Origin of the sequence: Amycolatopsis sp. NPDC088138 (assembly GCF_044741685.1) — a bacterium.
Taxonomy (GTDB): domain Bacteria; phylum Actinomycetota; class Actinomycetes; order Mycobacteriales; family Pseudonocardiaceae; genus Amycolatopsis.
In genome coordinates, this window is record NZ_JBIUTB010000007.1 from 90,850 (window position 1) to 112,011 (window position 21,162).

The window sequence follows — 21,162 nt, forward strand, 5'->3', positions numbered from 1 at the left end:
TTCCCGAACTCCCACCATGGAGGCCTCGTGCCCGACCGTCTGCTCCCGCTCCTCCCCGTCCACCCCGGTGGCCGCTCCCCGATCACCTGCGAATACCGCTGTGGCAACGCCTGTGCCCATCCCGAGCCCAACGAGTCCGGCAACGAGTACTTCGGCGACGTCGTCAAGGACATCTCCCGCCGCCGGGTCTTCAAGGCCGGCGCCGTGATGGCGGCCGCCGCGGGCGGGTTCGCCGCGCTGTCGGGGACGGCGGCTGCCGCACCCGCCGCGCCCGCCGCGAAGCCGCGTCCGGCTCCCGGCACCGACTTCGACCCGGTTCCGTCGAACAAGCTCGACGCCGTCACCGTCCCCGACGGCTACGCCCAGCGCGTTGTCATCCGCTGGGGCGATCCGGTCGTGCCGGGCGCGCCCAGGTTCGACTTCACCAAGCAGACGGCGGCCGCGCAGGCGAAGCAGTTCGGCTACAACAACGACTTCGTCGGCCTCATCCCGCAGGACGCGCTCGGCCTGGACAACCTGCTCGTCGTGAACCACGAGTACACGACCGAGGTGCACCTGTTCCCGGCCGACCAGTACGACCCGGCGAACCCGACCGAGGAGCAGGTGAAGATCGCCTGGGCGGCACACGGCCTTTCGGTGCTGCGGGCGCGTCGTGACCCGATCCGCGGCGGCCTCGAGATCGTGCCCAGCCGGTTCGGCCGCCGGATCACGCTCGACACCGTCTTCGAGGTCCGCGGCCCGGCCGCCGGCTCGAAGTACCTGAAGACGTCGGCCGACCCGTCCGGGCGCAAGGTCCGCGGCACGCAGAACAACTGCTCCGGCGGCGTGACGCCGTGGGGCACCGTGCTGTCCGGCGAGGAGAACTTCCACCAGTACTTCGCCAACGCCGACAAGGTCACCGACCCGGTCGAGGCGGCGCGGCTGAAGCGCTACGCGATCGGCACCGGCGCCAGCACCCGCAAGTGGGAGCGGTTCGACAAGCGCTGGGACGTCGCCCAGGAGCCGAACGAGCCGAACCGGTTCGGCTGGGTCGTCGAGATCGACCCCAACGACCCGAGTTCGACGCCGGTCAAGCACACCGCGCTGGGCCGCTTCAAGCACGAGGGCTCGAACATCAAGATCACCGCCGACGGGCGTGTCGCCGCCTATTCCGGGGACGACGAACGCTTCGAGTACATCTACAAGTTCGTCTCGAAGGGCAAGTACAAGCCGGGCCGGAGCGCGCACGCGCGTCGGCACAACTCGGCGTTGCTCGACGAAGGCACGCTGTACGTCGGCCGGTTCACCGGCGACAGCCCGGCCGCGGAGATCGACGGCACCGGCAAGCTCCCGTCGGACAACGAGTTCGACGGCACCGGCGAGTGGATCCCGTTGGCCAGCGGCAACAAGTCCTTTGTGGATGGATTCACCGCGGAAGAGGTCTACGTCTTCACGCGGCAAGCCGCCGACAAGGTCGCCGCGACGAAGATGGACCGCCCGGAGGACATCGAGCCGAACCCGGTCAACGGCCGGATCTACGCGGCACTGACCAACAACAGCGACCGCGGCGCGGCGGGCAAGGCCGGCGCCGACGAGGCGAACCCGCGCGTGGCCAACAAGAACGGGCAGATCCTGGAGTGGGAGGAGCACCGCGGCGACGCGGCGTCGACGACGTTTTCGTGGCGGCTGCTGCTCGTCTGCGGTGACCCGGCGGCGGCCGACACCTACTACGGCGGCTTCGACAAGACCAAGGTCAGCCCGATCTCCTGCCCGGACAACGTCACCTTCGACCGTTACGGCAACCTCTGGATCTCCACCGACGGCAACGCGCTCGGCGCGAACGACGGCCTGTTCTCGGTGCCGGTGACCGGGCCGGAACGCGGTCACGTCAAGCAGTTCCTGTCCGTGCCGGTCGGCGCCGAGACGTGCGGCCCGAACGTCACCGACCACGTGGTGCTCGTCGCCGTGCAGCACCCGGGTGAGAACGCGGCGAGCTCGGCGACCCCGACGTCGCACTGGCCCGACGGTGGCGCCGCGCAGCCGCGGCCGTCTCTCGTCTCGGTCTGGAAGAAGGGCCGCTTCGGGCGGCCCGGCCGCATCGGCGAGCGCTGACGCTCCGGGTCCGCACCGGCCGAGGTTCACCCTGAAGGGGACCGCTCTCGGCCGGTGCGGGCCCGTGCCGCGCGCCATAGTCGTGGGGTGATCACTTCGGCGCGCGCGATGGCAGTGGCGGTGGTGGCGGCCTCCGGGGTGGTGGTGCCCGGAGCGGCCGCGGCAGACCCGCCTCCGGCCTGCGGCGGCGTCGCGGCGAACCCGAGCGTCGAGCAGGCGGCGGCGAACGGCGCCCCGGACGGTTACGTCTTCACCCCGGCTGCGCCGGTGCCGCCCGGCACGCCGTCGGCGAAGCAGCCGAAGCTGCTGACCGAGCAGGCGTACGCCGTCGACGGCCAGCGTTCCGCCGTGATCCAGACCCCGGACGGCAAGACCAGCACCGCCTACCAGACCGAGAAGTTCGTGCCGGGCGGCGTTTACACGCTCAGCGTGTCGACCGGCTCCGCGCTGCCGAGCGGGAACCCGGCCACCGGCCTGCGGTTCTACGACGCGACCGGCGCCCAGGTGCAGGAGACCAAGCTGGTCGCCGACCACAACGCGGCCGACGGGCACCTCGCCAAGCAGGACTTCCCCGCGGCGACGGCTCCGGCGAAGGCGACGACGGTGAAGTTCTTCGCCACGACCGGCGCCGAGCGGCTCCGCTGGGACTGCGTCGGCCTGCAGCTCGCGGCGTACTCGGTGAAGAAGGAAGTGCAGAACCCGGCGACCGGCGCGTGGGGGCCGTTCGCGACGGTCACGGCGGGCGAGACCGCGCACTACCGCGTCACCGTGACGAACGAGGGCACGCAGGACCTGACCGGGATCACCGTCCAGGACCCGTGGTGCGCCACGCCGTTCGCGCCGTTCACGCTGGCCGCGGCCGCGAACCGGCAGCTGACCTGCGACCACCCGAACCTCACGGTGGCCGACACCGGGCACGTCAACACGGCGAAGGTCACCGGCGTCCACTACCCCGGCGGCACGCTGGGCGACAAGACGTCGTCCGCGACGATCACCGTGGTCCCGCCGCCCGCGATCGCCAAGATCGGCGACTTCGTCTGGGCCGACCGCAACCGCGACGGGCTGCAGGACCCGGGTGAGCCCGGCGTCGCGGACGTCAAGGTGACGCTGAAGGACGGCGCGGGCGGCACGGTCGGCACCGCGACGACGGACGCGAGCGGCAAGTACGGCTTCGAGAAGCTGAAGGACGGCACCTACCAGCTCTGTTTCGCCATTCCGGCGGACTTCACCGTGACACGCAAGGACGCCGGCAGCGAGGACAAGGACTCCGACGCGGACCCGGACGGCTGCACCGCACCCCGCACCCTCGGCGGCCCGAACCGCGAGGACTTCACGGTGGACCTCGGCCTCGCCCCGCCGACCAACCGGATCGGCGACTTCGTCTGGACCGACACCGATGGCAACGGCCTGCAGGACGCGGGTGAGCCGGGCCTCGCCGGGGTGAAGGTGACGCTGAACAACGGCACGAGCGTCGTCACCGGCCCGGACGGCGCGTACGCCTTCACCGGCCTCGAAGACGGCAGCTACCAGGTCTGTTTCACCGTGGACGGCCGCAAGCCGACCAAGAAGGACGCCGGTGACGACGCTCGCGACTCGGACGTGGACCCGTCGGGCTGCGCCGACGCCCGGACACCGGGCCCCGGCAAGCGCGACGACGGCACGGTGGACGCCGGGTTCGCCGTTACGGTGGGGGCATGACGGATCTCCCCCTCGCCCTCGTCACCGGTGCCTCGCGCGGGATCGGCGCGGCGGTCGCCCACCAGCTCGCCCCGACACACCGGCTGCTCCTCGGCGGCCGGGACACCGGCGCGCTGGCCGCACTGGCGAAGGAACTGCCGGGCGCAGCGCCGTGGCCGGTGGACCTGACCGACCCGGCCTCCCTCGAGCAGGCGGCGGCGGACATCGCGTCCCTGGACGTCCTGGTCCATTCGGCCGGCGTCGCCCGCCTCGGCCGGATCGAGGAGGCTTCCGCCGAAGCCTGGCGCGAGAACTTCGAGGTCAACACCCTCGCCGTGGTCGAGCTGACCCGCCTCCTGCTGCCGGCCCTGCGCGCGGCCCACGGCCACGTCGTGGTGATCAACTCGGGCGCGGGCCTGAACGCCCGCCCCGGCTGGTCCCCGTACGCGGCGAGCAAGTTCGCCGTCCGCGCCTTCGCCGACGCCCTCCGCGAGGAGGAACCGGACATCCGCGTGACGTCGGTCTACCCGGGCCGCACGGACACGGAGATGCAGCAGACGATCTTCAAGGGCGAAGGTCGCGAGTACGACACAGCGCACCTGCTGAAGGCGGACTCGGTGGCCACCGCCGTGGTGACAGCGGTGTCAGCCACCCCGGACGCCCACCTGACCGAGCTGATGCTGAAGCCCCGCTGACCAGGCGGCCCCCACCCGTCCCAGGGGGGCTGCCCCGAGTCCAGTTTATCGGCGGTGGCCGACAAACCCGGCCGTTCGAGGCTTCGAGCCCCGAGTTGTCCACATCAGGCGGGGCCTGTGGACAACGCTCAAGCCCGCAGCCGGGCCGCCGTGTCCGCCACCCCGGCCTGCACCTTCGCCCGGTCCACCTTGATCGACTCGCCGTCCGCGACCACCTGCTCGCCCGCGACCCACACGTCCCGGACCCGCCGGGATCCCGCGGCCCAGACCAGGTTCGACAGCAGCTGGACGTCCGGGACGTCCAAGCCGCACGCGAACGCCGGGTCGTCCAGGTCGACGTGCACCAGGTCGGCCCAGCGGCCCGGCTCCAGCGCGCCGATGTCCGAACGGCCCAGAGCGGCCGCGCCGCCGCGGGTGGCCAGCAGGAAGGCGTCCGCCGCGGTCAGCACCGTCGAGTCGCCCGTCGCGAGGCGGGCGAACATCGCCGAGAGCTGCAGTTCTTCCCAGAGGTCGATGTCGTCGTTGGACGCCGGGCCGTCGGTGCCGAGGCCGACCGCGACGCCCGCCGCGCGCAGCTCGGTGATCCGTGCGATGCCCGAAGCCAGCTTCGCGTTCGAGCCCGGGCAGTGCCCGACACCGACACCGTGGGCGGCGAACAGCGCGATGTCGGAGTCCGACAGGTGGATCGCGTGCGCCGCGAGCACCCGGCCGTCGAGCATGCCGAGCTTGGCCAGCAGCGCGGGCACCGAGCCGTGGGCCTCGCGCGCAACAAGATCCTCGGCAGCAGCCTCGGCGATGTGGATCTGGATCAGCGCGCCGCGCGAAGCGGCCGACTCCGCCGTCGCGCGCAGGCCCTCTTCGGACAGCATGTACGCCGAGTGCGGGCCGTAGCCGAGCTCGATGCGGTCGCCGTGGCCGAAGCGCAGCCCGTCGGTGTCGATCCAGCGCTCGATCGCGGCCAGCTGGGCGCGCCAGTCGAGGCCCGGCAGCTCCATCACCGGCGGTGCGACCAGCACGCGGCCGCCCGTCGTGAGGACCGCGTCGACCAGCTGCTCGCCTTCGAAGTACATCTCCGCGCTGGTCGTGACGCCGTGGCGCAGCATCTCGACCGAACCCAGCAGCATGCCGGTGCGGACGTCCTCGGGCCGCAGCTTCGCTTCGGCGGGCCAGATGATCTCGTTGAGCCACGGCAGCAGCGGCAGGTCGCCGCCCATGCCGCGCAGCAGCGTCATCGGGCTGTGCGCGTGCGTGTTGATCAGGCCGGGCAGCAGGATGCCGGTCAGGGTGGTGACCGGTGCGGCGGACTCGGGGGCGGTGGCCGCCGGTCCGCAGTACGAAATTCGCCCATCGGTGTCGACATCGACGACCGCGTCGCGCAGGAGTGAACAGGACGGGTCGGCGGGGAGAACGACAGGAGCGTGGAAACGGCGTTGCATGTCGGGATACTACGCACCCGGAATTACGAGACGACTCCGCTCCGCCACGCCCAGGCCGCGATTTCGACGCGGTTGCGGGCGCCGATCTTGCCCTGCACCGACGCGAGGTGAGTTTTCACCGTCGAGAGCGACAGGTAGAGCTCGGACCCGATCTCGGTGTTCGTCAGCCCGCGCGCGGCCGCCTTCACGACGTCCATCTCGCGCGCGGTCAGCGGCTCAGAAGGCGGCTTGACCTGCGGTTTCGCTGGGCCGCTGCCGTCGAAGTGCTTCAACAGGCGGACGGTGATCTGCGGTGACACGAGGGCGTCGCCGCGGTCGGCCGCGCGGACCGCTTCGATCAGCAGCGCGGGCCCGGCGTCCTTCAGGAGAAAGCCGGACGCGCCGTTGCGCAACGCCGTGTGGACGTATTCGTCGAGGTCGAAGGTGGTGACCACCACCACCTTCAGCGGGTCGGTGACGTCCGGGCCGGCCAGCTGCCGGGTGACCTCGAGGCCGTCGAGACCGGGCATGCGGATGTCGAGCAGGCAGACGTCCGGGCGCAGCTCGCGGGCCTTCGCGACCGCCGAGACGCCGTCCGCGACGTCGGCGACGACCTCGATGTCGTCCTGCGCGTCCAGGATCATGCGGAAGCCCATCCGCACCATCTCCTGGTCGTCGGCGATCAGTACCCGGATCACTCGTCCCCTTCCGCTTCTTCCGTGGCCGCCAGCGGCAGCCAAGCTTCGACGCGCCAGCCGCCGTCCGGGCCCCGCCCGGCCGAGAGCCGGCCCTTCAGCAGCGCGACGCGTTCACGCATGCCGACCAGACCGTAACCGCCCGATCCCCCGGCGGGCCGCTGCGTGCGCTCGCGCCCGTTGTCGGTCACCCGCAGGTGCAGCTCGGGGCCGCTCACCTCGGCGAGCACGAACGTGTCGGTCGCACCCGAGGCGTGCTTGCCGACGTTCGTCAGCGACTCCTGCACCAGCCGCAGCGCCGACCGGCCGACCTCGTGCGGCAGGTCCGGTGGCAGGTCGAGGTGCATGGACGTCGGCACGCCGTGGTTGGCGCCGTCGACCAGCTTCCGCAGGTCGGCGCCCAGATCGGTGGTGGCCTGCTCGCTGAATTCGCTCGACCCGGCGGGAGCGTCGCCGCGCATCGAGCGCACCAGCCGCCGCATCGCCGCGAGCGCCTCGACGCCGGCGTTCTCGATCCGGCCCATCGCCTCGACCGCGATCTGCGGGTCCCGTTCGGCCATCATCCGCGCGGCCTGCGCTTGCACGACGATCCCGGTGACGTGGTGGGCGACGATGTCGTGCAGCTCGCGGGCCAGCGCCATCCGCTCGGCGGTCTGCGCCTCGGACACCGCGGACTGGACGACCGTGGTGCGCTCGGAGTCGCGCGACCGCAGCATCAGGCCGATGGCGATCGAGATGCCCAGCATCAGCGCCGCGGCGAAAGCCAGTATCGAAAGCGTTTGCGGGTCGGTCTGCAGGTTGCCGGCGGGCTGGTTCGAATTGACGATCGCCCCGAGCGCGACGACGGCCGACAGCACGGCGACCCGTGCCCACGAGGCGCTCAGCCCCCGGGCGCGGGTCAGGTTCACCACCACGCCCATCCCGGCGATGACCTGCACGAACGGCACCCCGCCGGGCATCGGGTAGGAGCTGCGCAGCTGCAGCAACGGCGTGATGACCGCGGAGAGCAGCAGGACCCCGGCGAGGGCGAGGACCGCGTCCGACGGCCGCCGCGGCGACAGCACCGCGATGACGGCCGCGACGAGCGAGCAGAACAGGATCGGGAAGCCGCGGGCGGTGCTGGAGTACGTGTAGCCGAACTCGAAGAGCAGGGCGAAGGCGAGCAGGCCGATCAACGGCCACTGCCCCATCGCCAGCTCGTTGACCCGGCGCAGCTTGCGGGTCCGCGGATCGGCCTTCGGGCCGCGGTCGCGGATCGCGATGGCGGGCACCACCGCCCCGGCGAGCAGCAGCACGCCGAACAGCAGGGCCTGGTAGAGCGTGCCGCTGTCCAGCTCGCCGACGCCCCGGTAGCGGCCGAAGACCGCGACCAGGCATCCGACGGTCAGGGCGCTGACCACGCAGAACGCCACGCCGGCCCGCGCCCGGCGAGTGACGTAGTAGAGCATCAGCTCCCCCGCCACGACCTCGGTGATCGTCACCTTCGGCAGCACGCTCGAGTACGGCGGGATGTGGAACGCGTGGATGAAGAGGGTGGAGAACACCAGCACGGCGGCACCGGCCGCACCGGCGACGGCGGCCCGTTTCTGGGCCCAGAGCGCGCAGGCCACCATCGCGAAGATGCCGGGCAGCAGCCCGAAGTCGACGAAACGCGGGCCGTGGTCGTCGAGCGCGGCCTGCGTCGTGAAGACGACGTCGAAGAGCAGCGCGGCGAACAGCACGGCCGCGGGCACGCCGATGCGCCGCACCAGGGCGGCGGTGCGGGTGTAGAGGGTGTTCGGCGGGGGCGCGGCGGGCACAACGTGACGTTAGAGGATCCGCGGGCGTCCGCACCTTGGCCGAGTGGCTCGCACTCCCTCGGCCGATCGGCCGATGCGGGCGGGCCCGTGACTGGCCGTCTGCCCGAAGTGGACACCCCCTGATCTCGGCGAAGCTCATCGGCATCAAGATCCCGACCGACAGGGGAGAACCTCGTGGACCCGAACACTCCACAGTGGACCGATGGGCCGGTGCTGTCCGGCCGTGGGCTCGTGAAGCGCTACGGCGCGCAGTACGCCCTGGCCGGCATCGACATCGACATCCAGCCGCGCGACGCCGTCGCCATCGTCGGGCCGTCCGGCTCGGGCAAGACGTCGTTGCTGCACGTGCTGGCCGGCATCCTCCGCGCCGACGACGGCCAGATCTTCCTGGCCGGGCAGCGGATCGACCACCTCGGCGAGAAGAAGCGCAGCGAGCTGCGCCGCACCGAGTTCGGTTTCGTCTTCCAGTCCGGGATGCTCGTCGCGGAACTGTCGGCCGAAGAGAACGTCGCGCTGCCGTCGCTCCTGGCCGGCCTCGGCCGCAAGGAAGCGATCGACGCCGGCCGCCAGTGGCTCTCGCGCCTCGGCCTGGCCGGCAAGGAGCGCCGCCGTCCCGGTGAGCTGTCCGGCGGCGAGGCCCAGCGCGTCGCGATCGCCCGGGCGCTGACCCACCGGCCGAAGGTGATCTTCGCCGACGAGCCGACCGGCGCGCTCGACACCCGCACCGGCCGCGACACGATGGACGCCCTGCTCGGCGCCGCCCACGAGACGGGCGCCGCGGTGATCGTCGTGACCCACGACCGCGAGCTGGCCGAGTCGATGCCGAAGACCGTCGCCATCCGCGACGGGTTGATCGCCACGAGGCTCGCGGCATGAACTCGCTCCAGATCGCCCTGCGGGTGCTGAAGGTCGACCGGCGGACCCGGACGTCGGCGATCCTCACCGCGGTCGGGGTGGCCGTCGCGACCGGGCTGGTGCTGCTGCTGGCGACGCTGCCGTTCGCCACGGTGCAGCGCGAAGAACGCGCCCTCTGGCAGGGCGACCAGTTCTACAGCCGCGGTTCCGACACCCCGGCCAAGCTGGTGTACTCCGCGTCGAAGGACTACTTCGACGGCAAGCAGATCATCCGCGTCGACGTCGCGCTGGCGCCCGGCGCCACCGCGGCCGGGCTCGAGCTGCCGCCGGGGGTGCCGCAGCTGCCCGGCCCGGGTGAGACCGTCGTGTCGCCCGCGCTCGGCCGGTTGCTGCAGAGCAACTCCGCCGCGCAGCTCGGCGACCGGTTCGGCAAGCCCGTCGGGGCGCTGAATGACGACGCCCTGCGCTTTCCCGAGCAGCTCGTCGCGCTCACCGGGCACACGGCGGACCAGATGCCGGAAGCCTCATCGCAGCTCGCCGAGTTCCCGAAGGGTGCGGCGCGGCCGGACGGCCTGCTGATGCTGCTTTCGTGGGTCGGCATCATCGTGCTGCTGGTGCCGAGCCTGGTGCTGGTCGCGTCGTCGGCGCGGCTGACGGCGGCCCGGCGCGAGCGGCGGCTGGCCGCGCTCCGGCTGGCCGGCGCGACACCGGGGCAGGTCACGAACATGGTGGCCGCCGAGACGACGCTGTCCGCGGGCATCGGTGCCCTGCTCGGCCTGCTGCTCAGCCCGGCCCTGCACGGCCTCGCGTCGTTCGTGCCCTGGGCCGGCGGCACCTGGCAGGCGGCCGACTTCACGCTTCCGGTCGGCCTGACGGTGTTCATCGTCGTGGCGATCCCGGTGCTCGTGGTCCTCGCCGGTGTCCTCGGCCTGCGGCGGGTGCTGAAGAACCCGCTGTTCGCCACCGGCGGCCACACGAAGAAGCCGTTGCGCTGGTGGCGCTTGCTGGCCCTGCCCGCGGCCGGCTTGTTCTTCCTCTACGCGGTGTCGACCTCGGGTGACTCCGGCGGCATCGGCATGGTCATGATCGGGTTGTTCCTGCTGGTCGGCTCGGCCGCGATCGTCGGGCCGTGGGTGACGTCGGCGGTGGGCGGCACGTTCGTCCGGATCTGGCGGCGGCCGTCGTCGCTGCTCGCCGGCCGCCGCCTGCGTGACGACCCGAAGAGCGCCTACCGGGCGTCCGCCGGGATCGTGCTCGCGGTGTTCGCCGGGTCGATGGCCCTGACGCTGCTGCCGACGTTCGAGTCGATGGCGGGCGGCGGACGGTCCTTCCAGGATTCCGTGCTCTACGTCGACACCGACGGTCAGCACGCGAGCAAGATCGTCGACCAGGCCAACGGCTCGCTGCAGAAGTACGGCCAGTCCGAGCGGGCCGTCGCGGTCGGTGAGGTCTACCTGGTCCAGGGCGACGGCTCGCACCGCACCGGCAGCCGGGCGCTGGTGATGAGCTGCGCGGACGCGGTCAAGCTGACCCGGTTCGGGCTCACCGCGGAGAACTGCACGGGCGGTCCGGCCGTCTTCGGCGGCTCGGCGCTCGACCTGGCGCAGTACAAGATCGCCGACAACTGGGAAGGGCCGGCGGTGGCCGTCAAGTCGGGGACGCGGGCGGAGGCCATCCACCTGCCGGACCCCGACCTGTCCGGCACGTCGATCATCGACCCGGCCGCGCTGCCGGACGGCCTGGCGCCGAAGTACGTCACCGTGGTCGCGCCGACCACCGACGCGAACCGCGAGATCGTCCGGACGGCGCTGGCCGGTCCGGCCGCCGGCGAGGAGATCGGCAGCCGCGACCAGTACCTGTTCAACCAGCAGACCGAGCTCGGCGACCTGCGCCGGGTCACGGTGATCGGGCTGCTCGCGGCCGGGATCCTGGCCGGCTGCAGTGCCGCCGTCGCGACCGCCGGCTCGGTGATGGACCGCCGCCGGACGTTCGGGGCGCTGATGGCCGCCGGCACGCCGGTGCGGGTGCTCTCACGGGCGTTGCGGATGGAGGCCGCGCTGCCCGCGCTGGTCGCCACCATCGGCGCGGGAATCGTCGGGGTGCTCGTCGGTGTTGGGCTCTACAGCATGGTCGATCCGCGCGGGATCGTGCTGAGCCCGTGGCTCCTGGCGCCGGTGGTGCTGGGGGTCGGCGTGGCCCTGCTCGGCGCGTCGGTCTGCACTCCCGCTCTCAAGCGGGTCCAGGCCGAGCCGCTGGCCGAGGAATAGGACGTTCGCCCCTCTGTCGGGGGAGGGGCGAGCACCGGGGGTAGTGAGCTGAAGGGGACCTTTCTCCGCGGGGATCCGGGGAGGGTCCCCTTCAGCGTTTTTCGAAGATGAGGTCGTGCGAGACGCGGCCTTCGACGTCGGCGCGCTGCTCGAACTTGGTCACCGGCCGCCACTCCGGCCGCGGCGCCCAGCCACCCGGCTCGTCGGCGTACCGGTTGCGCAGCGCGGGCTCGGCGGAGCAGACCTCGAGCATCTGCTCGGCGTAGTTCTCCCAGTCGGTCGCCATGTGGAACGTCCCGCCGGGCGCGAGCCGCGACGCGACGAGCGCGGCGAACGACGGCGACACGATCCGCCGCTTGTGGTGCTTCTTCTTCGGCCACGGGTCCGGGAAGAACAGCCGGACGCCGTGCAGCGTCCCGGGCTCGACGTGCTCGGTGAGCAGTACGACGGCGTCACCGTGCAGCAGCCGGAGGTTCTCGACACCCAGCTTTTCGGCGCGCAGCATCAGCTGGCCGAGGCCCGGGTCGTAGACCTCGACGGCCACGTAGTTCAGCTCCGGCGCCGCGGCGGCCAGCTGCGACGTCGTCTCGCCCATGCCGGAGCCGATCTCGACCAGCACCGGCGCCTCGCGGCCGAACCACGCGCCGAAGTCCAGCTTCCCGTCGGGCAGCTCGCCGACCGTGCGGCCGAGGTCCGGCCAGAGCTCGTCCCAGGCGCGCTGCTGCCCGACGGTCATCCGGCCACCGCGTTTGACGTAACTGACCACGCTGCGCAGCCGTCGACTGTCTTCGTTCTCCACGTGCCGAGGTTAACCAACGGTCACCGAGCGGCTTCGAACTCCCCGAGCCGGGAGCGCAGCCCGGCCAGTCCGGCGACCGGGATCGGGTCCGGCGTCGCCCCGGTGTGCGCCGGGAGGACGTCGATCCAGCCGGCGTGCCGGTCGGTGTTCATCACGGTCGTGGGAATCGCGTGTCCCGATTTCCCGCGTTCGGACGGCATGAACTCCCAGTAGCCCGATTCGCCGTCCGCCGCCCACGGGACGAATTCCCAGCCCGGCCGACGGCCGAGCAGTTGCGCGATGCGGTCCTCGACGCGGAAACCCTGTTCCCGGGAATCGAGCCTGCCGTCCGCGACCGCGCGCAGCCACCAGGGCGCGGGGATCGGCCCGGCCATCCCGGCCGATGCGCGGAAGAGGGCCAGGACGCTGTCTTCGGGCGCGCGATGCACCCAAGCACGGCGAAGTTCGGCCGGCGTTGCCGCCGCCATGGCGTTCTGCGGGAGTTCGATGGCCCGCGACCATTCAAGATCCAACATGGGTTCGAGCCGTGGTGCGTCGTCTTCGACGCGGGCTCGGGGAATCGTGCTGCCCAATTCTTGACCGGTGTCCACCGCCAAGGATCACCTCCAGGGGAGCTCAGACGGGTCCGGTTCGCTCTCTTACGAATATTGCCTGGTCATAACATTATGTCCGGCGCCTGTGAGAGAAGCCACAACGTTTTCATCTTCTCTTAACACAGTTTTGTGGAGTAGTGAGACGGCGATCACGCTCAGGCGTCACGCCTCGCCGTGACGAGCACCCCGGTCACGAACAGGGCAACGCCGATCGCCGCGAAGTAACCGAGGTAGCCCCACGGGCTCAGCGGTGCGGGCGGCAGCTGCGTCGGCCCGCCGGTGAACCCGCCGGCCCCGACGAACTCGTCCGCCGCGTGGAACGGCATCCACTGGTAGATGTGCTTCCCGGCGCCCGGGATGAACATGACCAGCCCCTCCAGCAGCTGGGTCCAGACGAGCACCGCGGTCAGCGCGAAGGCGACGTTGCGCAGCAGCAGCGCGACGCCGACCCCGGCCACCGCGGTGAGCAGGAAGACCAGGCTCTGGCCGAGCACCGAGCGCCACTCGGCGCCCGAGTGCAGCGCGAGGTCGGCGTCCGGCTGCACCAGCGTCGCCATCCCCCACGAGCCGAAGCCGACGACCAGGCCGAGCACGGCACCCACGGCGCCGATGACCGTCACCTTCGCCAGCAGCGCGGGCACCCGGCTCGGGACCGCCTGGAAGGTCAGCCGCATCGTGCCCCAGCCGAACTCCGACGCGGTCGCGAGCACGGCGAGCACGAGCAGCACGGTCCGGCCGTTGCCGCTCGCGAGCTGCGTGTTGCCGACGGTCGCCGGGATCTCCGGCCCGGCCAGCGCGAAGAACAACGCGGTGAAGCCGAGCGGCGCGACGAACGCGAGTGCCAGGCACCACCAAGGTGCCCGGGTGCTGAAGAGCTTGATCCGCTCGGCGCGGAGCAGGTTCGACGTCGTCGTCATCGCGCGACCTCCGGAGCGGCACCGAACTCGACGGCCTCACGGGTGAGGTCGAGGTAGGACTGCTCGAGCGAGCCGGCGATCGGGCTCAGCTCGTGCAGGGTCGCGCCGGCGTCGAAGGCGAGCTGCCCGATCCGGTCACTGTCCACTCCGGACACCACGAAGGCGCCGTCGGCTTCGGTGAACTCCACCTGCCCGGTGAGCGCGGCGCGCAGCTCGTCGGCGTGCGGGGTGCGCACGCGCACGCCGTGGTGGCTGGTGCGCGCCACGAACTCGTCCATCGTGCCCTGGTAGATCAGCCGGCCCCGGCCGATCACCACCAGGTCCTGCGCGGTCTGCGCCATCTCGGGCAGCAGGTGGCTCGAGACGAACACGGTCCGGCCCTCGGCGGCCAGCGAGTGCAGCAGCTGCCGGATCCAGGCCATGCCCTCGGGGTCGAGCCCGTTGACCGGCTCGTCGAACAGCAGCACGCGCGGGTCGCCGAGCAGCGCGGCGGCGATGCCCAGCCGCTGCAGCATGCCGAGCGAGTACCGCCCGGCCCGCGTCTTCCCGACGCTCGTCAGGCCGACCAGCGCCAGCACCTGGTCGACGCGCTTGTCGGGGATGCCGTTGGTCGCGGCCAGCCAGCGCAGGTGGTCGCGCCCGCCGCGGCCGGGGTGGCGCCAGCCGGCGTCCAGCATCGTGCCGACCGTCGTCAGCGGGTCCTTCAGCTCGCGGTACGGAACGCCGTCGATGAGCACGGTCCCGGCGTCCGGGGTGTCGAGGCCGACGACGAGCCGCATCGTCGTGGACTTGCCGGCGCCGTTCGGCCCCAGGAAGCCGGTGACGCGCCCGGACCGCGCGGTGAAGGTCAGCTCGTTCACCGCGGTCGTGTCGCCGTACGCCTTGGTCAGTGCCGTCGCTTCGATCATCGGCCCCCCGTCCCGTCGCGGTGAGCCTAGCGAGAAACGGAAAATCCGGGTCGCCCCCCGACAGCGCGACCCGGATTTCCCGTTTTTCCCCTGTTACCCCTCAGGCGTCCCGCTTCTTCGCGACCCCGAGCGCGACGAGCAGGAACACGATCGAAATTCCGGCGAAGTACGCCAGGGCCCAGCCGGGGCTCAGCGGCGAGTCCGACGGCGGCGGGCCGTTCTGGGCCGGCGCCGAGCCGACGAGGAACTTGTTGACCACGTTGAACGGCATCCACTGGTGGATGTTGTCGCCGATCTTCGGGATCAGCTGCACCAGGCTCTCGACGGCCAGCGTGTAGATCAGCAGCAGGGCGATCGCGCCGGCGCTGTGCCGGATCATGATGCCGACGGCGACGGCGAGCACCGCGCTGAACGCGAAGACCAGGCCGAGGCCGGCGACGTTCGCCCAGTCCTGGCCGGTGGCCAGCGCGAGGTTGTCGTTCGGCCGCATCAGCTTCGCGAGGCCCCACGAGCCGAACCCGGCGATCTCGCCGAGGACCAGCGACATCAGGCCGACGACGACGGCCTTGGCGACCAGCGCCGGCGAGCGGTGCGGCACCGCCTGGAACGTGGTGCGGATGGTGTTGAAGCGGTATTCGGTGGTCACCGCGAGGGCGGCGAGCACCATGACGACGGCGATGCCGAACTGCGAGCCACCGAACTGGGTGGCCGAGACGGTCAGCGAGTCGTCGGCGTCGGTGGCGCCGGCCAGGATGGCCGCGAAGCCGACGGACAGGCCGATGGTGATGAGCGCGCACCACCACGGCGATCGGGTGGTGAACAGCTTGATGCGTTCGACCGCGAGCAGGTTCATGACTTTGGTTTCCCCGTGTGGTGTTCGGCTACTTGGCTGACTCGAGCACGTGCTGCGCCTCGGCTTCGAGACCGGTGTGGTACTCGACGGAGTCGCCCGTGATCTGCATGAAGGCCTGCTCGAGCGAGCCGACCTGCGGGCTCAGCTCGTGCAGCACGATCCGGTGCTCGGCGGCGATCTCACCGATCTTGTCGCTGTCCATTCCGGACACGATGAGGGCCTTCTCGTCACCGGCGACGCCGGCGCTCGCGCGCTGGAGGACGTCACGCAGCTCGGTCAGCTGCGGCGAGCGGACCTTGACCGTGTTCTCCGCGGCGCGGGAGACGAAGTCTTCGGTCGACGACTGCGAGATCAGCTGCCCGCGGCCGATCACCACGAGGTTGCTGGCGGTCAGCGCCATCTCCGAGAGCAGGTGGCTCGACACGAAGACCGTGCGGCCCTCCTCGGCCAGCCGGTGCATGAACTTCCGGATCCAGAGGATGCCCTCCGGGTCGAGGCCGTTCACCGGCTCGTCGAACAGCAGCACCTCGGGGTCGCCCAGCAGGGCGGCCGCGATGCCGAGCCGCTGCGACATGCCGAGCGAGAACCCGCCGGCGCGCTTGCTCGCGACGTTGCTCAGGCCGACGGTGTCGAGCACCTCGTCGACGCGGGAGTTCGGGATCTTGTTGGACTTCGCCATCCACTGCAGGTGGGCGCGCGCCGAGCGGTTGGGGTGCACCCACTTCGCGTCGAGGAGGGCCCCGACGGTGCGCAGCGGCTGCTTGAGGTCGTGGTACTTCTTGCCCCCGATGGTGACCTGGCCCCCGGTGGGGTTGTCCAGGCCCAGGATCATGCGCATGGTGGTGGACTTGCCCGCCCCGTTGGGGCCGAGGAAGCCGGTGACCTGACCCGCGGCCACGGAGAACGACAGGTTGTTCACCGCCAGCGTCTTTCCGTACCGTTTGGTGAGGCCCGTTGCCTCGATCATGGCTTGCTCCTCTTGTCCCCTCGCTTACGACGTACTCATCGTCGCGGGTGGAGGCCTGTTCGCGCGTCACCCTGTAGACCGAACCGGTCCCCCTACCTGAGTAGTACCTTCCTGGCTTTTCGGCTGATGCGCGATCGGTGAAGACCCTGACCCGACCCTGATCCGACCCCGGGTGACAGCATTAATGAACTGTGGTTCAATAATCCCGTGGCCCGGCCGAGGAGCATCACCGACGAGCGGCTGCTGGCCGCCGCGGAGACCGTCATCGGCCGCTGCGGCCCGGGGTTCACCCTGGCCCAGGTGGCCGCCGAAGCCGGCGTCGCGGTCGGCACGGCCGGCCAGCGGTTCGGGTCGAAGGCCGGGTTGCTGCAGGCGCTGAGCCGGCGCGCGACCACCCGCGCGGTCGAGCAGATGCGGGAGTGCGCGGATTCCGCGGATGACCCGATCGTGGGACTGCGGTCCGCGGCCGTGACGGTCTACGCGGTGCTCGGCGACGCCGAAGAGGCGGCGAACCACCTGGGGCAGCTCGGCGTGGACATCGGTGATCCGGTGCTGCGCTCGCTGCTGGGCGAGCACTACGCGGCGGTGGAAGCGGAGCTGGCCCGGCTGGTCGGCGCGGTGGCGGCCGAACTGCCGCACGCACCGAGCGTGCCCCGCGCCGCGCGGGCACTGCTGGCGGTGATCAACGGAGTGTCGCTGGACTGGTCGATCCGGCCGGAGGGGCGGCTGGCCGACCGGCTGGCCGAAGACGTCGACGCGGTGCTGACCGCGTGGCGGGGACGGGAGAAGACATGAGCTTGCAGGGCAAGGTCGCGGTGGTCACGGGAGCGACCCGGGGGTGCGGCCGCGCGATCGCGGTGGAACTGGGCCGCGCGGGGGCGACGGTGTACGTCACGGGCCGGTCGACGCGCGAAACGGCGTCACCGATGAAGCGCCCGGAGACGATCGAAGACACCGCGGAGCTGGTCGAAGCGGCGGGCGGCAAGGCCGTCGCGGTGCGCTGCGACTTCACGTCGGTGTCCGATGTGGACGCTCTGAAAGCCCGCGTCGAGTCCGAAGCGGGCGGAGTCGACATCCTGGTCGACGACGTCTGGGGCGGCGACATGTACTTCCACTTCGACGCCCCGTTCTGGGAGACGCCGCTGGAGGACGCGCTGAACCTGACGCACAACGCGCTCGACACGCACCTCATCGCGCTGCACCGGCTGCTGCCGCTGGTGGTCGCCCGCCGCGGCCTGGTGCTGGAGGTGACCGACGGCGACAACGACGACTACGTCGGCGCGGGCCTGCCGTACTACCTGGCCAAGTGCGGCATCCGCGCGCTCGGCCGCGCGCTGGGCGTCGAGCTGAAGAAGAACGACTGCGTCGGCCTCGCCGTCACGCCGGGGTTCCTGCGCTCGGAGTCGATGCTCGACATCTTCCAGGTCACCGAGGACAACTGGCGCGACGCGGTCGGCAAGATCGCGCCCGTCGACTTCAAGATCTCCGAAACGCCGTACCTGCTGGCCCGAGGCGTCGCAGCCCTGGCCCAAGACACCGACGTCGCCCGCTTCGCCGGCCAGACACTGGCGTCCTGGACCCTGATGAAGGAGTACGACTACATTGACATCGACGGCGACCGCCCGGACTTCGGCCGCTGGATAACCGAAGTCCGCAACGCAGGCAAAGACCCGGCCACCACCCCGCCCGACGACTACCGCTAAGGCGTCACTTTCACGTGAAAGTGACGCCTGGAGGCGCAGGAGCGGCACTTTCACGTGAAAGTGCCGGGTTGTGGACAGCTTTCGGGGGATGTGGACAAGTGGCAACTTGTTGATCTTGGAACGGTCTGGTGCGCGCCGGGACGCTGCAGACTTGCCGGGTGTTTCGTGATCACAGCAGTGACCTGGTCGACTTCGCCGAGCCCTTCATCGGCAGCCATGCTGTAGCCGAAGGCGTGGTGACGTCGCGGGCCTTGCGGACTCCTCTGTTCACGCGGTTGTTTCGAAACGTCTACATCGCCTCGACAGTTGCGGTTACCCATTCGGTGCGGTGCCAGGCTGCCGCTTTGCTCGCACCCCGCGGTGCTGTCTTGTCCGGATGCTCGGCAGCTGCCGTCAGGGGTCTCGAGCTGGTCGGCACCTACGACCCGGTCGAGTTCGTTCTGCCGGAAAGCTTGCTGTTCGCCCGTCAGGCCGGTGTGCACATCCGGAGGACCAGTCGTGGGCAGATCGACAGCGAGCCGTGGGGGGACATTCGCCTCGCTACGCCACTACGGCTGGCCATGGACGTCCTGACGAACACCAAGCTCCACCGTTCGCTCGCCCGGGTCGTCGCCTATCTCGATGTCCTTCTCCGCGTCGGTCTGGTGGATCTCGCGGAACTTCGTGACTACATCGAGCCGCGCCGTGACAACGGAATGGTGCGAGCCAGAAAAGCGGTCGCACTGGCGGATGCGCGTTCGGAGAGCGTTCCTGAGTCCGAGCTGCGGGTGTGGCTGACCGTCGCCGGGCTGAAACCGGACGTCCAGGTCGACGTCGTTGCCGAGACAGGTGTCTTCCTCGGTCGTCTCGATCTGGCGTTCCCGGAGCAGAAGCTGGCGGTCGAATACGACGGTGAGTGGCATCTCGAGGGGAGCCAGCCACGCCGCGACGAGCTGCGCCGCGCCGCGATCGAAGCCGAGGGATGGCGTTTCGTGGTCGTCACCAAAGCCGACTTGTACGGCGAACGGAAGCGTGTGGTCGAAGTCGTCCGAGCGGCACTTTCACGTGAAAGTGCCGCTTGAGCGCTAAGCGAGGCCCGGGCGGGCGAGGCCGGTTTCGTAGGCCAGCACCACCGCCTGCACCCGGTCTCGCAGGTCCAGCTTCGCGAGGATGCGGCCGACGTGCGTCTTCACCGTCGCCTCCGAGAGGAACAGGGCCTCGGCGATCTCCAGGTTCGACATGCCCTTGGCGATCAGCACGAGCACCTCGCGCTCGCGGTCGGTGAGCACGTCCAGCTCGGCCGTGTCCCGCATCGGCGAGCCGCCCGCGCCGACGAAGCGGTCCAGCAGCCGACGCGTCACCGACGGTGAGACGACGGCGTCGCCGGACGCCACCGCGCGCAGCGCCGAGACCAGGTGGTCGGGCTGGGTGTCCTTCAGCAGGAACCCGCTCGCCCCGCCCTGCAACGCCGCGTAGACGTACTCGTCGAGGTCGAACGTCGTCATCACGAGCACCCGTGCGGTGCCGTCGGCGACGATCTTCTTCGTCGCCTCCACCCCGTCGAGCACCGGCATCCGGACGTCCATCAGCACGACGTCGGGGCGCAGTTCCTCGGCCATCCGGATGGCCTGGGCGCCGTCGCCCGCCTCGCCGACGACGTCGATGTCCTCCTGCGCGCCCAGCACCATCCGGAACCCGACACGCATCAGTTCCTGGTCGTCGACGACCACCACACGGATCACTGCGCCAACCTAACCGGCAGGGCCGCGCGGACCTGCCACCCACCACCCGGAGCCGGGCCGACCTCGAGGGTTCCGCCGTAGACGTGCGCGCGCTCGCGCATCCCGATCAAGCCGTTGCCGCCCGGGACGGCCAGCCGGCCGCCGGCCGGGGTCAGCTGGGGCAGCCGGCCCGCGCCGTCGTCCGAGACCAGGACCTCCACCAGGTCGCCGGTCCGGTGCACCCGCACGGACGCGGTCGCGCCGCGGCCGGCGTGCTTGAGCGTGTTGGTCAGGGATTCCTGCACGATCCGGTACACCCCGAGCGACACCCCGGCGGGCAGGTCGCCGAGCTCGTCGGCCTCCAGCTCCACCGGCACGCCCGCCGCGCGCATCCGCTCGGCGAGGTCGGCGATCGCGTGCGCGTCCGGCTGCGGGACGCGCGGCTCGCCTTCGGCGCGTTCGTTGCGCAGGACGTCGAGCAGCGCGCGCAGCTCGCCGAGCGCACCGCGGCCGGTCTCGGAAATCGTTTGCAGGGCCCGCTGGGCGAGCTCGGGGTTGCTGCGGATCGCGTACGACGCGCCGTCGGCCTGCACCACCATCACGCTGACCGCGTGCGCGACGACGTCGTGCAGCTCGCGCGCGATGCGGCCGCGTTCCTCCGCCACCGCGATCCGGGTGGCCTGGTCGCGTTCCGTTTCGAGCAGGTGCAACCTCGCCTCCACTTCCACGTCGTAGGCGCGGCGCGCCCCGACGAACTCGCCGAGCGTCCAGCAGAGCGCGATGCCGAACGCCAGGAACAGCACCGGGACCAGCAGGCCGCCCGGGGGGTCGAGCAGCATGCCCACCGCCGACGCGGCGACGACCGCGGCGACGTAGACCAGCCCCTGCCGCCGCCCGGCGTAGACGACGACGGAGTAGATGCTCATCGCCAGCCCGGCCACGCTGCCGATGCCGAGCAGCAGCGTCGCGTGGACGATGCTGATCACCAGCACGACGTAGGCCGACCAGAGCGGCGCCTTCCGCCGGAAGACCAGCGGCGCCACCATCGCGATGATCACCGGCACCCCGACGTACCAGGGCGGCAGCTCGGGTACCTCGGCGAAACCGTCGGCGGCGAAGAGCAACAGGTCGATCAGGCCGAGCAGGACGGCGAGCACCGAGTCGCCCGCCATGGGGTGGGCACGCATCCAGAGACTCAGCCGTCGCACCAGACAACACTAGGTCCCGG

The 21,162-nt window shown here is 71.0% G+C and carries 19 protein-coding genes; 8 read left to right on the forward strand and 11 right to left on the reverse strand.

Annotated elements, in window-relative coordinates; genetic code table 11:
• The first annotated feature begins 27 nt into the window (after positions 1–27).
• From ACIOD2_RS36910 to ACIOD2_RS36920, 3 genes are all read left to right on the forward strand, one after another.
• Positions 28–2,091, forward strand: a complete 2,064-nt coding sequence (locus tag ACIOD2_RS36910; protein ID WP_400549143.1) for a PhoX family protein — start codon at positions 28–30, stop codon at positions 2,089–2,091.
• An 87-nt stretch (positions 2,092–2,178) separates the two neighbouring features.
• Positions 2,179–3,789, forward strand: coding sequence for an SdrD B-like domain-containing protein (locus tag ACIOD2_RS36915; protein WP_400549146.1), 1,611 nt, complete (start codon positions 2,179–2,181; stop codon positions 3,787–3,789).
• A complete protein-coding gene (locus ACIOD2_RS36920; protein WP_400549149.1) occupies positions 3,786–4,463 on the forward strand; it encodes an SDR family oxidoreductase in 678 nt (225 codons plus the stop codon). Before ACIOD2_RS36915 ends, ACIOD2_RS36920 begins: the two co-directional genes overlap by 4 nt.
• A gap of 128 nt (positions 4,464–4,591) precedes the next feature.
• Here the strand turns inward: ACIOD2_RS36920 and ACIOD2_RS36925 are convergent, their stop codons facing one another.
• The 3 genes from ACIOD2_RS36925 to ACIOD2_RS36935 are packed head-to-tail and all read right to left on the reverse strand — an operon-like array spanning position 4,592 to position 8,372.
• Positions 4,592–5,899 carry an amidohydrolase family protein gene (locus ACIOD2_RS36925; RefSeq protein ID WP_400549152.1) on the reverse strand — a complete coding sequence of 436 codons (1,308 nt, stop codon included), beginning with the start codon at positions 5,897–5,899 and terminating at the stop codon, positions 4,592–4,594.
• A gap of 23 nt (positions 5,900–5,922) precedes the next feature.
• Positions 5,923–6,576 carry a response regulator transcription factor gene (locus ACIOD2_RS36930; RefSeq protein WP_323325092.1) on the reverse strand — a complete coding sequence of 218 codons (654 nt, stop codon included), beginning with the start codon at positions 6,574–6,576 and terminating at the stop codon, positions 5,923–5,925.
• Positions 6,573–8,372, reverse strand: a complete 1,800-nt coding sequence (locus tag ACIOD2_RS36935; RefSeq protein WP_400549156.1) for a sensor histidine kinase — start codon at positions 8,370–8,372, stop codon at positions 6,573–6,575. The genes ACIOD2_RS36930 and ACIOD2_RS36935 overlap by 4 nt, the downstream gene beginning before the upstream one ends.
• A gap of 174 nt (positions 8,373–8,546) precedes the next feature.
• On the opposite strand from ACIOD2_RS36935, the gene ACIOD2_RS36940 reads away from it, so the two are divergent.
• Together ACIOD2_RS36940 and ACIOD2_RS36945 are read left to right on the forward strand one after the other, a co-directional pair.
• Positions 8,547–9,248, forward strand: a complete 702-nt coding sequence (locus ACIOD2_RS36940; RefSeq protein ID WP_247059524.1) for an ABC transporter ATP-binding protein — start codon at positions 8,547–8,549, stop codon at positions 9,246–9,248.
• Positions 9,245–11,494, forward strand: a complete 2,250-nt coding sequence (locus ACIOD2_RS36945; RefSeq protein WP_400549160.1) for an FtsX-like permease family protein — start codon at positions 9,245–9,247, stop codon at positions 11,492–11,494. Before ACIOD2_RS36940 ends, ACIOD2_RS36945 begins: the two co-directional genes overlap by 4 nt.
• Before the next feature lie 91 nt (positions 11,495–11,585).
• Here the strand turns inward: ACIOD2_RS36945 and trmB are convergent, their stop codons facing one another.
• From trmB to ACIOD2_RS36975, 6 genes are all read right to left on the reverse strand, one after another.
• On the reverse strand, positions 11,586–12,269 hold the full coding sequence (gene trmB, locus ACIOD2_RS36950; RefSeq protein WP_400550612.1) for a tRNA (guanosine(46)-N7)-methyltransferase TrmB: 684 nt from the start codon (positions 12,267–12,269) through the stop codon (positions 11,586–11,588).
• Positions 12,270–12,313: 44 nt separating this feature from the next.
• The gene (locus ACIOD2_RS36955; RefSeq protein WP_392760119.1) at positions 12,314–12,865 is read right to left on the reverse strand and encodes a hypothetical protein; all 552 of its coding nucleotides are present in this window, start codon (positions 12,863–12,865) and stop codon (positions 12,314–12,316) included.
• 176 nt (positions 12,866–13,041) lie between these two features.
• Entirely contained in the window at positions 13,042–13,803 is a 762-nt protein-coding gene (locus tag ACIOD2_RS36960) for a hypothetical protein (protein WP_400549163.1), read from the reverse strand.
• Complete coding sequence (locus ACIOD2_RS36965) at positions 13,800–14,711, reverse strand: ATP-binding cassette domain-containing protein (RefSeq protein ID WP_400549166.1); 912 nt, start codon at positions 14,709–14,711, stop codon at positions 13,800–13,802. Before ACIOD2_RS36965 ends, ACIOD2_RS36960 begins: the two co-directional genes overlap by 4 nt.
• A 100-nt stretch (positions 14,712–14,811) precedes the next feature.
• A complete protein-coding gene (locus tag ACIOD2_RS36970; RefSeq protein ID WP_400549169.1) occupies positions 14,812–15,564 on the reverse strand; it encodes an ABC transporter permease in 753 nt (250 codons plus the stop codon).
• Between the two features lie 28 nt (positions 15,565–15,592).
• Positions 15,593–16,531: an ABC transporter ATP-binding protein gene (locus ACIOD2_RS36975; protein ID WP_400549172.1), complete on the reverse strand. Its 939-nt coding sequence runs from the start codon at positions 16,529–16,531 to the stop codon at positions 15,593–15,595.
• A gap of 207 nt (positions 16,532–16,738) precedes the next feature.
• Between ACIOD2_RS36975 and ACIOD2_RS36980 the strand changes: the two genes are divergently transcribed.
• From ACIOD2_RS36980 to ACIOD2_RS36990, 3 genes are all read left to right on the forward strand, one after another.
• Positions 16,739–17,326: a TetR/AcrR family transcriptional regulator gene (locus tag ACIOD2_RS36980; protein WP_400549175.1), complete on the forward strand. Its 588-nt coding sequence runs from the start codon at positions 16,739–16,741 to the stop codon at positions 17,324–17,326.
• Positions 17,323–18,234 carry an SDR family NAD(P)-dependent oxidoreductase gene (locus ACIOD2_RS36985; protein ID WP_400549178.1) on the forward strand — a complete coding sequence of 304 codons (912 nt, stop codon included), beginning with the start codon at positions 17,323–17,325 and terminating at the stop codon, positions 18,232–18,234. Before ACIOD2_RS36980 ends, ACIOD2_RS36985 begins: the two co-directional genes overlap by 4 nt.
• A 128-nt stretch (positions 18,235–18,362) precedes the next feature.
• A complete protein-coding gene (locus ACIOD2_RS36990) occupies positions 18,363–19,295 on the forward strand; it encodes an endonuclease domain-containing protein (protein ID WP_400549181.1) in 933 nt (310 codons plus the stop codon).
• A gap of 3 nt (positions 19,296–19,298) precedes the next feature.
• On the opposite strand, the gene ACIOD2_RS36995 is transcribed toward ACIOD2_RS36990, so the two are convergent.
• A complete protein-coding gene (locus ACIOD2_RS36995; protein ID WP_400549183.1) occupies positions 19,299–19,955 on the reverse strand; it encodes a response regulator in 657 nt (218 codons plus the stop codon).
• Positions 19,952–21,106 carry a sensor histidine kinase gene (locus ACIOD2_RS37000; protein WP_400550614.1) on the reverse strand — a complete coding sequence of 385 codons (1,155 nt, stop codon included), beginning with the start codon at positions 21,104–21,106 and terminating at the stop codon, positions 19,952–19,954. Before ACIOD2_RS37000 ends, ACIOD2_RS36995 begins: the two co-directional genes overlap by 4 nt.
• Between the last annotated feature and the right edge of the window lie 56 nt (positions 21,107–21,162).

Coding starts and splice junctions, on each gene's coding strand:
- ACIOD2_RS36920 (WP_400549149.1), top strand. CDS start 3,786: ATGACGGATCTCCCCCTCGCCCTCGTCACCGGTGCCTCGCGCGGGATC.
- ACIOD2_RS36925 (WP_400549152.1), bottom strand. CDS start 5,899: ATGCAACGCCGTTTCCACGCTCCTGTCGTTCTCCCCGCCGACCCGTCC.
- ACIOD2_RS36945 (WP_400549160.1), top strand. CDS start 9,245: ATGAACTCGCTCCAGATCGCCCTGCGGGTGCTGAAGGTCGACCGGCGG.
- ACIOD2_RS36960 (WP_400549163.1), bottom strand. CDS start 13,803: ATGACGACGACGTCGAACCTGCTCCGCGCCGAGCGGATCAAGCTCTTC.
- ACIOD2_RS36965 (WP_400549166.1), bottom strand. CDS start 14,711: ATGATCGAAGCGACGGCACTGACCAAGGCGTACGGCGACACGACCGCG.
- ACIOD2_RS36970 (WP_400549169.1), bottom strand. CDS start 15,564: ATGAACCTGCTCGCGGTCGAACGCATCAAGCTGTTCACCACCCGATCG.
- ACIOD2_RS36975 (WP_400549172.1), bottom strand. CDS start 16,531: ATGATCGAGGCAACGGGCCTCACCAAACGGTACGGAAAGACGCTGGCG.
- ACIOD2_RS36985 (WP_400549178.1), top strand. CDS start 17,323: ATGAGCTTGCAGGGCAAGGTCGCGGTGGTCACGGGAGCGACCCGGGGG.
- ACIOD2_RS37000 (WP_400550614.1), bottom strand. CDS start 21,106: ATGGCGGGCGACTCGGTGCTCGCCGTCCTGCTCGGCCTGATCGACCTG.